The organism is Silvanigrella paludirubra (assembly GCF_009208775.1).
Classification (GTDB): domain Bacteria; phylum Bdellovibrionota_B; class Oligoflexia; order Silvanigrellales; family Silvanigrellaceae; genus Silvanigrella; species Silvanigrella paludirubra.
On sequence record NZ_WFLM01000001.1, the window covers coordinates 1 to 15,182 of the forward strand.

Below are 15,182 nucleotides of genomic sequence, written 5' to 3' on the forward strand. Positions count from 1 at the left end.
GGTACAAGCTCTAAGTCTTTAAAGCCTAGTTTTGGCTGTGCTGATTGCGGCGGGGAAATACCGGATCCCATTCCGAACTCCGAAGTCAAGCCCGCCTGCGGCAATGGTACTGCACCCTTAGGTGTGGGAGAGTAGCTCTGCGCAGCCTTTTAATCTTAAATCCCACTTCAATAGAAGTGGGATTTTTTTTTCTAATTTTAAAAATGTTATGAAAAATTTCTTACCGCATTGATAGAGAATTTTTAATAGTTAAATTGACATGCTTAAAAAAACTAAATTTGTACATTAATAAAGCTAAAGATACAGTTTAAGTTGTATTAAATAACTTTTTTGAGTTTATAAAGAAAAAAAGATTAATTAATTGATTAAATTCATCTTTATCTAATGGGGATATATGAAATATTTTATTTTTTTGCTGTTTTTGAATTTTATTTTAATACAAAAAATTTATTCACAAAATTTTGATGATCTCAAGATATATACAGAAAATAATCCACCTTATGTTACGGTTGATGATAAAAATCAAATTTCAGGTCACGTTGGAAATAAAGTTTTAAAAATTCTTAAAAAGACAAATATTAATTCAAATCGTATTGAGATTTTACCATGGGCAAGAGCCTTGTTAGACGCCAAAAAAAGAAAAAATGTTATGATTTTTCCATTTGTGAAAACAAAAGAAAGAAATGGAATATTCAATTTTGCTATTTTAGCTTACAAACAATCCTTAAATTTTTATAAATTAAAAACATCTAAAGATATACAAGTTAAGAATTTGGAAGATGCAAAAAAATATTCAACATGCGTTGTTAGAAATGATTATAAACACGAGCATTTATTATCTGAAAATTTCACAAATTTTGAAGAGACAACACATCAAAATGTAAATGTACAAAAATTTTTAAACCATAGATGTGATTTAATTATTTCTGCTGAAGAAGGTCTTGTTGCTAAATTAAAAGAGTTTAATACAGATATAAATACAGTTGAAAAAGTATTAGAAGTGAAAAACTTTGATGCGAATATATATATTGCTTTTAGTCCAGGAACAGATCAAGATATTATTGATGCTTTTATTAATGCTGATAAATAAACTATCAATTTGCTCTTGTATATTCTCTTTAATTAAAAGTAAAAAGGACTATCTAGGAATTTTTTGCAAAATAAAATTTTTTATGCTTTCTAAGGCTTTGTTTCTTATAAAATCTATTTCCATTAAAATTTCATGTTTAGCACACTCCAATATAACTTTTTCAGTATTAGTGCTATTTTTATGAAAAAAATCTTGCGCTGAGTTTCTTACTACAGTGTCATTTTCGGCTTGTAGAAGCAATATAGGTATATTATTTTGTTTACTTAGTTTGCGTGCTCTGCGTGAAGCTTTAATTGATTCTTTCATCCATAAAAATGTTGGACCACCTAATTGCATATCTTCAATTTCAGAGATGTGTTTTCTCCAGACAGTGTATCTTGATTTACAATGAGTCACATCATTATTTTCAAAAGGTCTAAATGGAATACAATCTGTCTGACCAAAAACATATTCTTTTTCTAATTTTAATTTACATAAAAATGCTGATAAAAGATAAATAGGAAGTTCAAAAAAATGATAGGGAGCTAACATAATTTCAAACATAGGAGCGCATAGAATAACAGCATTTGGATTTATCTTTTTTTCACTAATGGCTAGAGAACAAATTGCTCCTCCCATAGAATGAGCTATAATAAAAATAGGCAATTGATGATTATTGCTAGATACCTGTTCAAAAAAATAGCAAAGATCATCAACATAATTTTCAAATTTATCTACAAATCCTTTTTTTTCTTGATCAGGAAATCGACTTGAAAATCCTTGTCCTCTATGATCGTAACAATAAACTGAAAATCCCATTTCGCAGAGATTCATGATAAGTTCTGAATATTTTAAATAAGATTCATTATAGCCAGTGCATAAAATTATTTTTGCAATAGCATTTGGTGAATGAAATGTTCTACAGGCTATTGTGATATCGCCAACTCCGTTAAATAGTTCGGAGACGCCTTTTGATTTATAAAATGGAATAATAACTTCATTATATCTAGAAATACTTTTTTCTACATTTTGATCTAAATTTTCTTTTTTTATTTCTTCAATAAATAAGTTATTATAAAGCACAATCTTTCCTTAATATTATCTATTTGCATGTATTAAGAATTTTCTTGGATCAGAATACTTGCTAGTATATGTTCTATAAGTATAAAATTCTGCAAAAGTGGTAGCACCTTTGGTAGAATTTTTATTTAGCTCTTTATAAGCTTTTATATATTTTATATATACTTCTTTTATCTTATTATACTCATTTCCTGTTACTTCAAAATTTGCCATTTTTTAACTCACTCGCAAAAAAGTAAACATGTTATTAGCAAAAATTGGAACGTTTTTAAAACAAACCAATTAAAAGCCAAAAACTTTAACTTAATATTTGTTCGGCTAATTAAGAATAAATTATAAGTTATTTTCATAAATTATTAGAATTAAAACAATTTATTTAACCTGTCAGGATCTTTGATTTTTAGGAATAGTCTTACTTGAATTTTAATTCGTATTTTTCCAATAAATTCAATTTCTTCATCTAGTGGTGAGATTGTATAGAGATCTTGTAGTTTCTTTAACTGTGAGTGTGTTAAATAGTCAGCATCAATATGATAATAACATACTTTAACCATTCCTATTTTTGCTAATTCTGCTCTTAATAGCTCCTCATCAGGATGATCCCAAAGTGTTTGGAGCTCTCTATTTTTATTTTTATTTTCAATGATATATGGAATATCTTTTGCAGATTTGATGTGTTCCCATGGCTTGCATTCAATCCAATTGCCACATGGCAATAACCAACCGCTAATTCTAAAATGTGAGTTTAAGTACATTTGTTCCATCCATTCATTTAATCATTTTAAATTAACAGAATTTCTTAATAAGTACAAATGGTTAATGCTTAGAAACTGAGAAATATACAAAATATGATTAATATTATAGCAAAATTAGCGATAAGGAAATATGCAAAAGTTATTAAGTGGGAATATATGAATCAAAAAGAGAGAAAATTAAATTATAGAAAAATTTCTGGTTATACATCAATGAGTATATTATCCATTATTTCTTTAATTGCTCTTCTTTCTTTAATTGTAATTCCCAAAGTTTCTGTTTTTAAAGCTAAGGGACAGCAGTCTGAAGCAAGAATTAAATTGGTTAAAATTTATAATTCTATGTATGCTTATAAACTAGAAAATGGAAGTTTTGTAAATACACAAAAAAAAGTTTTTTCAATTGAAAATGTAAGCGAATTAGATCCATATTTAAAAGAAGAAGTTTCTTTATTAAATAATAAAAATGATAAAATATATTTAATAAGCACTCAAGATCAATTTGCGATTGCTTATGTAAAAGTTCTTAATAATGGAAAACTTGATGTTCAGAGAATTAATTCTAAAAAAATATTTTGTTATATGCTGAATGGAATTGAACCAAACTCAGAAAATTGTCACCCTCAACAAAATTACAATTTAGAAAGCAATTCTAGTGATATTAAAGAAGTAAAAAAATTGTTATTGCTTGAAAATGATTAATATAACAATTTATTCTTACTGCGAATCAATCAATTGATAACCAAATCCATGAATTGTTTCGATCATAGAGCCAGCAGTTCCGAGTTTTTGACGTAAACGTTTTATATGTGTATCTACGGTGCGTGTGTTTACTTGTCCCTCATATCCCCAAACTTTTTGCAATAATGCTTCTCGGCTTTGGAGTTTTCCTACTCTCTCTGATAGAAAAACAAGCAGTTGATATTCAGTAGCAGTTAAAGAAACAGTTTCGTTATTTACTGTTACTTTAAATTCTTCTGGAAATATTTTAATAGAGCCAACAGATATTATTTTATGCTGTGAATTATCGCTTGTATCTGTATTTGAGAATGTAGTTTTATCATCATCTTTATTAAAATTATTTTGGTTTGAATTTATAAATTTAGGAGCATTCGAGCGCCGAAGAAGCGCATTTACACGAAGCATTAATTCTCTTGGAGAAAAAGGTTTGGTAATGTAGTCATCCGCACCAGCTTCAAAGCCTTCGACTTTATCTTTTTCTTGAGATCGCGCAGTTAAAAGTATGACAAAAATTCCCGATGTCGCTGCGTTTTCACGGACGTTTTTTAAAATTTCTGTTCCATATTTATTAGGTAACATGACATCGAGAAGAACTAAGTTTGGTTTGAATTGAGAAATAAGTTCAAAGGCGCCATTGCCATCAAAATGGGATTTTACTTCAAAATCCCTTGATGCTTCTAGTGTGTATTTGAGAAGGTTATTTAGATCGCGGTCATCCTCAATAATAAGAATGCGCAGCTTTTCATCCTTCATACTTATTTATTTTCGCTTTCTTCTTTAATACTATCGAGAGCTTCTCTTTTAATTTTATCTTGTAATTGCATAAAACCATCAAGAACGGCTTCGGGAGTGGGAGGGCAACCTGGAACATAAACATCTACAGGAATGATTTTATCTACGCCTTGCATTACATGGTAAGCACGATAAAAACCTCCAGAAGAAGCACAAGCACCCATAGATAAAACCCATTTTGGCTCTGGCATTTGATCATAAATGCGCTTAATTACAGGTCCCATTTTTTCTGTAATAGTCCCAGCAACAATGAGAAGATCGGCTTGTTTTGGGGAAAAGCGAACAACTTCGGCACCAAAACGAGCTAAGTCATATTTAGGTCCCATTACGGACATCAATTCAATACCGCAGCAAGCTGTACCAAAAGGATAAGGCCATAGTGAGTTCTTACGAGCCCATGCAACGAGTTCTTTTTGTTTTGTTGTAATATAAAATTCATTTCCATAATTATGGTGCTTCATTTTTTAAAGCCCTCCTTTAACACTTTTAAACTAATCTTTTCACTCAGGCTTATCAAATGGAAAGGTCGGAACTTTGCCAAAAAAGTCGAGGATAAGTTTTATTGAACATTCTTGCGGTAAACTCATGTGAACTGTATCGCCAAAACCTAAATGAGCGCAGGAGTCGGGACCATCTACACAGACAAGTCCTTGCCGCATGCGTGAAAAAAACAAAAGAGATTTTTCATTTCCATCTATATTAAATTTTTGCAAATTTAAAGATTCATTTCGTGGTGTGTATGGTTCACGAACTGCGACGTGGATATCTGCAGAAGTGATATCAGTTTTGTCAAAACCATATGAAGAAATTGCAGCCGTGCTACCAGCTGAAGTTGATACCCATAGACCGCTAGATAATTGTTTTTCAGACTGCAGTTCTTGATTGCCCATAAGGGAACAAATTGATAATTGGTAGCGGCTTGTTGCTGCTGGGTGACGATTGCATAAAAGAACATCATTTAAAGCTAAAGGAAGACTTTGTTTTCGTGAAGCTTCTAATTTTAAACGGCGTACATTTTTTACTTTGTATTTATTATTAATAAAACATTCAATTGTCTTATCTATGTATTTTGGAATCACTGGACACATATGACCGACGGAATGTTCTGGGCAAGAGTTTATACCAAGTAAACAAACATCACCACCAACATGATGGCTTGCATGTAAAAGAGTTCCATCGCCGCCTAATGAAATTACTAGATTTTTTTTTGGTCGTAACCCTGAATTATCGCATTTATCATTGTAGTAACAAATATTATTTTCATATAATTCATCTAAATTAAAAACTTTATAACTTAGAGAATATTTTTCTAGGCTTTTAATTAATAACTCTCTGCTTTTAACGTGATCATTATGTGCTTGCTGAAGAGGAACAGGTGTTTGTTTGTCCCTTTCTAAATAATCAAAGAAATCAACATTTAACTTACTATGTGTATAGCGCTCAAGAGTTGTTTGTTTTTGAATAATATATACGTCAACTTCACTTTGCAAAATATTTACCTTTCACAATGATACGGTAGCGCTTTTGCCTCTTAAAATTGATTTTGTTAATTTAAAAGGGCAGGGTTGATTTTTATTTTATCATTTTTCTCATAATTCTTAAGAATAGATTTTTGGCTACTTGATGCGAACTCTTGGCTGCTAGATGCCATCATTTGTTTTTTTAACGCTTCAATTTGATCTTTAGGAGTTACGGGCGAATTTTTAGAAACCAATTTTATAATTGCTTTTTTAGTTCCAAAATCTAATATTTTTGGAATAATATCACCAGGATTTTTTAATGAAAATACATTTTGAGCAAGGCTTTTTGCCATGCCTAATTCATTAATAAATGAATCTGTAGTTTTATAGATTTTGCTAACATATTGCCAAGTAATTTTATTTTCTGCGAGAATTGAATTTAGTTTAGTTATATTTTTTGCAGAGATCGCATCATTTATTTCTTTTTGAAGATCAGTATCTAGCTTTTGTTTTATTTGATTTCCAACAAGTTGTTCTGCTAATTGCAACTTAACATCATCAAATGTTTTAGTAACTGCAGCTTTGCCTTCTGTAAATTTAAAAATACGGTATCCAAAAGGAGTTTCCACAATAGGTGATAAAGGGTTTTTATCGTTTAATGCTAAAACAGCTTGAGCTGATTTGGGATCAATATTTGATTCATCAATAAATCCAATGTTACCTTTGTTGTTTTTTGCGTTAAGATCATCATTTGTTTCTGAGGCTAATTTAGCAAAATCAGTTCCCGATTTTAATTTACTTTCAATTTGTGCGGCAAGAGTTTTAGCTTCTTCTTGAGATCTTTTTAATGCATCGCCTTGAGCTCTTTGGGCTGTTTTATAAGATATTAAAATAGAAAGTGCTTTGACCTGCGCTTTTTGTTGATATTGATTTTTAGAGTTTTGATAAAGCTCATTTAAATTAGATTGATTTGCTTTATCATCCGCATATTTTTTTGCTTGATCCGCTATTTTAGCTTTTAATGCAGCATCAGGTAAAGAAACAACGGCATATTGAAGGTTAAATTCTGTTGTATTTATTTTATCTTGAGCTTCAGCTAAAGAAGTGCTTACAGGAGTTGGAAGATATAATAAATTATTCATTTTTTGAATTTCGAGCTGTTGCTTTAAATAAGAGTAAAAGCTCAATTCTGACATTTGCTGAGAAGCAATATAGTTTTTAAATAATTGAAACTCAAACTGCTTTGTCTGAGGATTTTGAAACTGTGGAATGCTTTTAATAAGAACGGCCATTTCTTCATCGGTTGCAATCCAACCAATTGATTTTGCTTGTTCAGCAAGTACTTTTTCTTCGATCATACGTTGGATAACTTGTTGAACAATCGCTTTTCTTTGTTCTGGTGGGGTATCTTGAGATAGTTGTGAAGAGATAACGGCAGCAAACTGCTGCATGTCAATTTTATCGGAACCAACTTGAGCAGCTGTATTTGGATCAAGTCCAAATAAATTGCGTGGATTCAAGCTCCCAAAACCAGTGAAAATAAAGGCAGTACATGCCATTACAATTACAAAACCAAATACAAATGATTTGGTGCTTACGGATGAAAATATTCTAGTGTTTAAACGCACAGCTAACTCCTCTGCAAAAAACCGTCAACATTATCTCGCACTTTTTGAGAACAATTTCAAACTTTAAAAGAAAAGATCTTTATTTTTGCGCTAAGAGGTCATATCATTTTAAGATAAATCTGATAAGTAGCAACTTGCTTTTATATTAGACAAATTTAAATGGGTTAAAAATGATTCAATTTAAAAGATATGGGTTTTGGCTTGTCTCTATCATAACATTGATTTTTACAATGTTTTTTTTCTCGACAACTCACCCGACTAAAAAAGAATTAAGTATTCTTGAAAAAATTGTTTATACACTAAGTAAACCAATTGAAGTCATATTTTTATCATCAAGTCATTATGTGTATTCTACTTATCATTCTTTTATTGATTTAAAAGATGCAAGAAAAGAAGCCGATGAATTACACAGAGAAAATGCGGAATTAAAAGTCAAATTGAGAACACTTGATGATATTGTTCTAGAAAATAATCGTTTAAGAAAACTTTTAAATTTATCGGACAGAACATCGGTTAAATTTGTTACTTGTGAAGTAACAAGTTCTGACCCTTCCTTTGTATATAAAAATGTTCGCATAAACCAAGGCTCTAAAAATGGACTACAACCAGGGATGGGTGTTGTTGCAGAAGAAGGTGTTGTTGGTGTGGTAATGCGTGTTTCGATAAATCATTCAGATGTTTTATTAATGGTAGATCCAAATAGTAACTTAGATGTTATTGTTGCAAGAAATAGAAGACGTGGTGTTTTGCAAGGAGGTACCGCGGGTTCTATGCAATTTAAATATTTAGAGAGAGGAAGTAGTATTTTAGTTGGAGATGAAATTGTAACGAGCGGATTAACAGGATCATTTCCAAGTGGTATTTTGGTCGGTAAAGTAACAAATATCCGAGTGAACTCAGATGGGGTTACCCAGACAATTGAAGTAAAGCCAGCAGTAGATTTTTCAGATATATCTGAAGCTCTTGTTTTATTGAATCCAAATAGAGAAGTTGATGTTATACGTAAAGTTGGTGGAGTTGATTGGATGAAAAAATTATTAGAAGCTAATGCGGAGAAATCTGGTGGCTAATCCTAATTTTTTAAGAAGTAAAACATCGCATTTTATATCATCATTGCTTTTATTAATTTTTTTAGTTTATTTGCAATCTTCATTGTTAGCAAAATTTCCTTCATTTTGGTTTCATATAGATATTGTTTCAATTGCAATTGTTTATATAAGTGTTCAACACTTTCTACCATTGGCTTTAATAAAAATATTATTTACAGCTGTTTTACTTCAAGTATGTTCTGCTGCTCCTTCTGGATTTTATGTAATGTATTTTTTATTAATCATTGTTTTTTCAAATATTTTATCAAAAGTATTTTTGTTTAATAGTTTTTTTGGACAATTTTTCATTTTCTTAAGTATTATTATTTTAAAATATTTTTTGTTTTATTTTTCAATTTTTCCAAGAGATTTAAATTCATTATTTGGAATAATATCAATTTCATGGCAAGGATTTATCGTAACTATTTTGCTGTCATTACCATTTTTTAGATTATTTATTTTTATTGATTCTTTTTTTGAGTTTATCCCTTCTCATGATAAAAAGAAAGTAATTGATTTATAATTTAATTTTTCTATGGAGTTGGGTAATGCTTGATAATAGATCAAAGCAAGAGTCCGTTTCAGATCCCAATAGAAGAAACATTATTGTTTCTTGTTTTCTTGGTATTACAGCTGCTATAACAGCAAGGCTATGGTACCTACAAATAATTAAAGGAACAGACTTTTCGGTTGCTTCTGCAAGAAATAGAGTGCGCGAAATTACTAGACCAGCTCCGAGGGGATTAATTTACGACCGTTATAGTAGAATATTATTATCTAATAGATTGTTTTTTGATCTTATCGTTATACCGCAATATCTTCAAAATAGACCAAAAACATTATCCATAGTTTCTGACTTATTTCATATTCCATTGGCACAAATTGAAAGAAAATTATTAGAATCTCAAGCAAACCCTAAATTTGTACCTGTACGTATTAAAAGAAATTTATCTTTGCATGAAGTGGCTACATTGGAGTCAAATAAATTCTTTTTACCAGGTGTGGATGTGGATTCAGCTCCAAGACGCGATTATTTAGGAAATGAATCTGCTCATTTATTTGGTTATTTAGGAGAAGTAACTTCTAAAGAATTAGATATATTAAATTCTCAAGTAACAAATTATCAATATCGTGTTGGATCTATTATTGGTAAAACAGGAATAGAAAGAAAGTATGAGAGATATTTAAGAGGCGGTGAAGGAAGAGAAGCATTATTGGTCGATGCTTTAGGGCGTTTACAAGCAGATTCTTCCTTAGATATTTCTTTGAATTTAAGTAGGCCAGCTCAAAGAGGAAACGATGTTTATTTAACAATTGACTCTGATTTACAAAATGTAGCAACTGAAGCATTTAGAAATAAAAATGGAGCTGTTTGTGCAATCGATCCTAATAATGGTGAAATTTTAGTTTATTTATCAAATCCAAATTATAAGTTAGCAATGTATCAAGATGGTTTAACCATGGAAGACTGGCAAAACTTAAGATCAAATCCATTTAAACCTTTATTAGATAAAGTAACAGGGGGTGCTTATCCTCCAGGATCTACTTTTAAAATTATTGTTGCCATTGCTGCTCTTGAAGAAGGAATTGTGACTCCTGATCGAAAATTCAATTGTCCTGGCTATTTTGTTCTTGGAAATGGGCGTTGGAAATGTTGGAAACATACTGGTCATGGACCTGTAAATATGTCTTCTGCTTTATCTTTAAGTTGTGATGTTTATTTTTATAACGTTGGTAACTTAGTTGGTATTGATAGAATTGCAAAATGGGGAAGATTATTTGGATTAGGTGAAAGAACAGGCCTTGATTTAAATATGGAATTACCAGGAATATCTCCTTCCACAGAATGGAAATTAAGAACAAAAGGATTGCCATGGTTAAGTGGTGACACGATAAATGCTTCGATTGGTCAAGGATTTAATCTTTGTACACCCATTCAAATATTAAATGCTTTTGCAGCTGTTGGTAATGGTGGTACTTTATATAAACCTCATTTCTTAAAAAAGATTATTGATAGCCAAGGAAAGACTATTTTTGAAGAAAAACAAACCGAAATTAGACAAATAAAAATGAATCCAACAAATTTAGCAGTTATTAAAAAAGGTTTACATGATGTTGTGGAAGCATCGGACGGTACCGCAAAAAAAGCTCGTGTACCTGGATTTACGGTTTCTGGAAAAACAGGAACAGCACAAACTTCAGCCTTAAAATTTACTAAAGGAATTAATCCAGAAGATGTTGCATTTAAAGCTTTAGATCATGCTTGGTTTGCAGCTTATAGTCCAAGTGAAAATCCAGAAATCGCTGTTGTTGTTTTTAGTGAATATGAAGGTGGTGGTGGTGGTGCAAATGCAGCGCCTATTGCCCAGCAAATTATAGAAGGGTATTGGCGTAAAAAGTTTCCAGAAAAATTTGCTAAACCTACAAAAATGGCAATCAATTCTCCTAAGGAAAAAGAGGTACCAGATAATAAAAAAAATGAGATAAATAAATTAGAAGATGAAATAAATATAAACCATGAACAAAATGAATCTGAGCTTGAGAAAATAAACATTCCGGATGAGTTGAGGCAATAAATTATGATTATATTTTCATTATTAAAAGATCGCTTTAAAGGAATGCCATGGGGAATTATTGTTACTTGTTATGCAATCATAGGTATAGGGCTTTATAATTTATATAGCGCCACAAATGCATCATATAATCCATCTCGATTTTATGATCAAATTATATTTGTTTTAATTGGAACAATAGCAGCTATTTTTTGGGGTGTTTTTCTTGATTTAAAAAATTTAGAACGATTAAGTTTAATTGGATATATTTTAGTTTGTATCATGTTATTTGCAGTTGATATTTTTGGAAGAAGTGCAAAAGGTGCAGAAAGATGGCTTGTATTAGGTCCTATTCGTATACAGCCGAGTGAGTTTGTTAAGTTTGTTATTATTTTAATTGTGGCGCGAAGTTTTAATATTATGAAAGGGTTTTCTGAGTTCTCACTTTTAAGTCTTTGGCGACAAATATTTTATATAGGTTTGCCATTTTTATTAATATTAGCACAACCTGATCTTGGTACTGCTAGTTTAGTTCTTTTAATTTCTGGTCTTCAAATAGCAACAATTAAAGTAAGAGCAAAAAGTTTATTAACTGTTTTATTTATAACTGTTTCTTTATCAATAATGGCTTGGAATTTTATTTTATATGATTATCAAAAACAACGTGTGTTAACTTTTATAAATCCAATGCTAGATCCAAGAGGATCTGGCTATCATTCTATTCAAAGTATGATTGCTGTTGGAAGCGGGGGGCTTTGGGGGCAAGGATTTGGACAAGGAACCCAAGCTCGTTTAAATTTTTTGCCAGAGCGTCATACCGATTTTGCCTTTTCTGTTTGGGCTGAAGAACATGGATTTATAGGATGTCTTATTCTTATTTTTTTATTTGCTATTTTAATAATTCAAATTTTTCAAATTGCAGATAGAGCGAGAGACTCTTTTTCTTCATTAGCAGCTGTTGGGGTTGGTGCTTTTTTTCTTTTTCATTTTATAATTAATATCAGTATGGTATTGGGTGTATTTCCTGTTGTTGGTGTACCTCTTTCTTTTATTAGCTATGGAGGAACACATATGGTAACAGCTTTAAGTTGCATTGGCATTGTAGTTGCCGTAGAACGAAAGAGACATTTGTCTACAACATCTTTTTAAGGAGAGCTCTCTTGTCTGAGAATAAAGCTGAAGTAAGTAAAATGAGATTAAAAGTGTTTTTTATAGGTAGCTTTATTGTTGCTTTTTTAGGTGCCTCTATATATTTATTTATTTCCGCCTATGATGATAAAGCGAGTTTAGCTACAGCCCCTGTAATGAATAATGATATAAATACACCAGCAAAAAATAATTCCGAAAAGTGGCATTAAATTTCTATTGTTTCTATGGAGTTAAAATGCGCATACTTGGAATTGATCCTGGAACGAGAATAGCAGGATATGGAGTAATTGATCTTTCTATTGAAGGTTCAATGAAAGCGGTTGCGGCAGGAGCGTGGAAATTAGATGAGAATAAAGATCTTGCTTGTCGATTAGCAACACTTGCGATTGAATTTAGAAGAGTTGTTGAAGCTTATTCCCCTACCCATATGTGCCTTGAACTTTCTTTTTTAGCAGACAATCCAAGAACTGCCTTGTTTTTGGGGCATGCGAGAGGTGTAGTTTTATCAGAAGCTCATCAAAGTGGATTAAAAATAAGTGAAATAAGTGCGACATCGGCAAAAAAAATTATTTCAGGAAACGGAAGAGCAGATAAATCCTCAATAGCAAAAATTATGAGCTCTATGCTTGGCTTTAAATTAGATATTCTTCCCTTTGATGCTACAGATGCCCTAGCTATTGCCTGTGCAGATGCCGTCCGTATGAAAGAAACAAAAATAACTTTAAATATGAATGAAAAAAATAGGACACCTCTTCAGAATGAAATATTAACAAATTGGAAAAATAATAAAAAAAATAGCAAAAAAGGTATTTTTAATTTTTCTAGTTTATTGAAATAAATGTACTTAGAAATTTTAATTATTTTAATTTTTAATACGAATGAATGAGATAATTTTTTGGAGTAGTTTTTGAAAAAGTTAATCTGTAAATTTCAATTCATATTTGTTGTTTTTCTTCCGATCTTTATTCATATGAAAAGTTTTTCTAATGAAGAACAATTAAAAGAAGTGAATTATGCTCCTTTTAAGTTTACATTACTTTCTGATTATACTGATTTAAACTTAATTTCAACTAATAGAAATTCTGATATTTCTGAAAATAATTTTGTACTTGGAATTTTATATGCAAAAACAAATTATTTATATGGATTAGGAATAAGTGCATTTTCTTTATATATTGAAAATAATATGTATGGAATGCAAATATCTCCTATAAATATTGCTACTGGTAATAGTATTGGTGTTCAGGCAGGATTATTTAATTATTCCAAAGATTTTTATGGAGCACAACTTTCTTTATTAAATTATTCAGATGATTTTTATGGTGTCCAAATTGCTACTGTTAATACTTCACATGATTTATATGGAGCTCAATATGGTTTTTATAATAAATCAAGAAATACTTATGGACTTCAGATTGGTGTTGTGAATAATTCTGATGATTTTGAAGGGGTTCAAATTGGTATTGTAAATATTGCAAAAAATATAAAAGGTTTTCAAGTAGGAATTATAAATGTAGCAGATGAACAAACGGGTTACTCATTTGGAATATTATCATTTTTGTTAAAATCAGGTTTTGCAAAAATGTATTTTCGATACGATACGGATATTCCATTAAATATTGGAATAAAGGCGGGAAGTAAATATTTTTATAGTATTGCAGAAATCAATATTCCAAAACCATTTTCTAATACGGATCTTGCAAAATATGCATTAATTGGAGTTTATCCTAGTTTTGCTCAAATTTCTTTAATAGGAGGAAATTTTAGCACGAATTATAATCCAAATGGTTCTTATCTGACATATGGAATTGGTTCACAAATTTCTTTTGATCCCGTTATGTTTGCTCTAGAAGCAAGGTGGGTTGATATATTTGATAAAACAAGCGAGATAAATTCTTTTAAATTAGGTTATACTTTTTTAGTTGGTACGAAAATAAATCGAGAATTTGAAATTTTTCTTGATGCATCGTTAAATAGTAATGAAATTCCAGGAAAAATAACCGATTTTCAGATTGATAAATACATTCCTAGTAAAAATTATAATTTTGCTTATGGTGCTGGTGTGAGTCTTTGGATATTTGGAAATAATGAATAAACTATATTTTTATTCTTTTACTGCATGAATAAATTTTAATTCCCAGTTTAACTTTACAGTCCCGCTTTCAGTTTTAAATCCTAAATACTCTTTTAATCCATTTAGTATTTCATAATTGCTACATTTATCAATTCCAAAAAGATTTTTGCAATACAATACCATCGAATCAATACAATCAAAATTCCATGAATAGCGAATGATGTCACTAAAAAGAATTTTAAATCCAGTTTTAGATATTAATTTATCAAAATTATTATCTAGAAATATCCCTTTATGTCCCAATGAATTGTTTGATTCAATAAATTCATTTAACCATTTTGATACTTTTGAATTTACTTCAGCATCGGAAATTATAATCTCACCACTTCTTTTTAAAAGACGATACATTTCGGAAATAATCCAGTCTTTATTTTCTAGGTGATGCAGACCAGCAATACTCATTATGCAATCAAAATATTCATTTTTAATTTGAATAGTTGAATTTGTGTCATATTTTAATTTTTGTTGATTTGGTAGTTCTTTGCAGACAGAATAGAAGTAATCTGTTTCCTCTGCACAAACTAGATTTTGATAAGTTGGTATAAATTTTCTTAAATAACCTCCACCAGATGGAATATCTAATATATTTAAAGTTTTATTATTATCTAGAAATTGTATTGAATTTAGAAATTCTTGATCCCTAGCATGAGGACATAATTCCATTGCATAATTATATTCTTTTCCTCTTTTATTAAATATATCTTTATAACTATTTAATTCAAACATAGTTATCTCCA

17 protein-coding genes and 1 rRNA gene are annotated in these 15,182 nt (G+C 30.3%); 10 read left to right on the top strand and 8 right to left on the bottom strand.

Features of this window, described 5'->3' with window-relative positions:
• Positions 1-33 precede the first annotated feature (33 nt).
• Together rrf and GCL60_RS00255 are read left to right on the top strand one after the other, a co-directional pair.
• A 5S ribosomal RNA gene (gene rrf / locus GCL60_RS00250) occupies positions 34-148 on the top strand.
• A gap of 246 nt (positions 149-394) precedes the next feature.
• Positions 395-1,090 carry a substrate-binding periplasmic protein gene (locus tag GCL60_RS00255; RefSeq protein WP_153417847.1) on the top strand — a complete coding sequence of 232 codons (696 nt, stop codon included), beginning with the start codon at positions 395-397 and terminating at the stop codon, positions 1,088-1,090.
• A gap of 48 nt (positions 1,091-1,138) precedes the next feature.
• Here GCL60_RS00255 and GCL60_RS00260 read toward each other — a convergent pair whose 3' ends face one another.
• The 3 genes from GCL60_RS00260 to GCL60_RS00270 all read right to left on the bottom strand — a co-directional run bounded on the left by GCL60_RS00260 (position 1,139) and on the right by GCL60_RS00270 (position 2,904).
• The gene (locus GCL60_RS00260) at positions 1,139-2,152 is read right to left on the bottom strand and encodes an alpha/beta fold hydrolase (protein WP_161998015.1); all 1,014 of its coding nucleotides are present in this window, start codon (positions 2,150-2,152) and stop codon (positions 1,139-1,141) included.
• Between the two features lie 15 nt (positions 2,153-2,167).
• Positions 2,168-2,362, bottom strand: coding sequence for a hypothetical protein (locus GCL60_RS00265; protein ID WP_153417849.1), 195 nt, complete (start codon positions 2,360-2,362; stop codon positions 2,168-2,170).
• Between the two features lie 149 nt (positions 2,363-2,511).
• Positions 2,512-2,904 carry a hypothetical protein gene (locus GCL60_RS00270; protein ID WP_153417850.1) on the bottom strand — a complete coding sequence of 131 codons (393 nt, stop codon included), beginning with the start codon at positions 2,902-2,904 and terminating at the stop codon, positions 2,512-2,514.
• Positions 2,905-3,060: 156 nt separating this feature from the next.
• On the opposite strand from GCL60_RS00270, the gene GCL60_RS00275 reads away from it, so the two are divergent.
• Positions 3,061-3,603 carry a hypothetical protein gene (locus GCL60_RS00275; protein ID WP_153417851.1) on the top strand — a complete coding sequence of 181 codons (543 nt, stop codon included), beginning with the start codon at positions 3,061-3,063 and terminating at the stop codon, positions 3,601-3,603.
• Positions 3,604-3,618: 15 nt separating this feature from the next.
• Here the strand turns inward: GCL60_RS00275 and GCL60_RS00280 are convergent, their stop codons facing one another.
• From GCL60_RS00280 to GCL60_RS00295, 4 genes are read right to left on the bottom strand one after another with little or no spacing between them, the layout of a single operon-like run.
• Positions 3,619-4,395 (bottom strand): response regulator transcription factor, encoded by a 777-nt coding sequence (locus tag GCL60_RS00280; RefSeq protein WP_153417852.1) that lies wholly within the window; start codon positions 4,393-4,395, stop codon positions 3,619-3,621.
• A 2-nt stretch (positions 4,396-4,397) separates the two neighbouring features.
• Complete coding sequence (locus GCL60_RS00285; protein WP_153417853.1) at positions 4,398-4,895, bottom strand: NADH-quinone oxidoreductase subunit B; 498 nt, start codon at positions 4,893-4,895, stop codon at positions 4,398-4,400.
• 39 nt (positions 4,896-4,934) lie between these two features.
• Complete coding sequence (locus GCL60_RS00290) at positions 4,935-5,924, bottom strand: diacylglycerol kinase catalytic domain-containing protein (RefSeq protein ID WP_161998016.1); 990 nt, start codon at positions 5,922-5,924, stop codon at positions 4,935-4,937.
• Between the two features lie 56 nt (positions 5,925-5,980).
• A complete protein-coding gene (locus GCL60_RS00295; protein ID WP_153417855.1) occupies positions 5,981-7,522 on the bottom strand; it encodes a peptidylprolyl isomerase in 1,542 nt (513 codons plus the stop codon).
• Positions 7,523-7,692: 170 nt separating this feature from the next.
• Between GCL60_RS00295 and mreC the strand changes: the two genes are divergently transcribed.
• The 7 genes from mreC to GCL60_RS00330 all read left to right on the top strand — a co-directional run bounded on the left by mreC (position 7,693) and on the right by GCL60_RS00330 (position 14,406).
• Complete coding sequence (gene mreC / locus GCL60_RS00300; protein WP_153417856.1) at positions 7,693-8,592, top strand: rod shape-determining protein MreC; 900 nt, start codon at positions 7,693-7,695, stop codon at positions 8,590-8,592.
• Positions 8,585-9,133 carry a hypothetical protein gene (locus tag GCL60_RS00305; RefSeq protein WP_153417857.1) on the top strand — a complete coding sequence of 183 codons (549 nt, stop codon included), beginning with the start codon at positions 8,585-8,587 and terminating at the stop codon, positions 9,131-9,133. The genes mreC and GCL60_RS00305 overlap by 8 nt, the downstream gene beginning before the upstream one ends.
• Positions 9,134-9,158: 25 nt before the next feature.
• Positions 9,159-11,186, top strand: a complete 2,028-nt coding sequence (mrdA, locus tag GCL60_RS00310) for a penicillin-binding protein 2 (protein WP_153417858.1) — start codon at positions 9,159-9,161, stop codon at positions 11,184-11,186.
• 3 nt (positions 11,187-11,189) lie between these two features.
• On the top strand, positions 11,190-12,311 hold the full coding sequence (gene rodA / locus GCL60_RS00315; RefSeq protein WP_153417859.1) for a rod shape-determining protein RodA: 1,122 nt from the start codon (positions 11,190-11,192) through the stop codon (positions 12,309-12,311).
• An 11-nt stretch (positions 12,312-12,322) separates the two neighbouring features.
• Positions 12,323-12,520 (top strand): GlsB/YeaQ/YmgE family stress response membrane protein, encoded by a 198-nt coding sequence (locus GCL60_RS00320; RefSeq protein WP_153417860.1) that lies wholly within the window; start codon positions 12,323-12,325, stop codon positions 12,518-12,520.
• Positions 12,521-12,546: 26 nt separating this feature from the next.
• A complete protein-coding gene (locus GCL60_RS00325; RefSeq protein WP_153417861.1) occupies positions 12,547-13,149 on the top strand; it encodes a crossover junction endodeoxyribonuclease RuvC in 603 nt (200 codons plus the stop codon).
• 69 nt (positions 13,150-13,218) lie between these two features.
• Positions 13,219-14,406, top strand: a complete 1,188-nt coding sequence (locus GCL60_RS00330; protein WP_153417862.1) for an LA_2272 family surface repeat-containing protein — start codon at positions 13,219-13,221, stop codon at positions 14,404-14,406.
• A 9-nt stretch (positions 14,407-14,415) separates the two neighbouring features.
• Here the strand turns inward: GCL60_RS00330 and GCL60_RS00335 are convergent, their stop codons facing one another.
• Positions 14,416-15,171, bottom strand: a complete 756-nt coding sequence (locus tag GCL60_RS00335) for a class I SAM-dependent methyltransferase (protein WP_161998017.1) — start codon at positions 15,169-15,171, stop codon at positions 14,416-14,418.
• Positions 15,172-15,182: the final 11 nt, after the last annotated feature.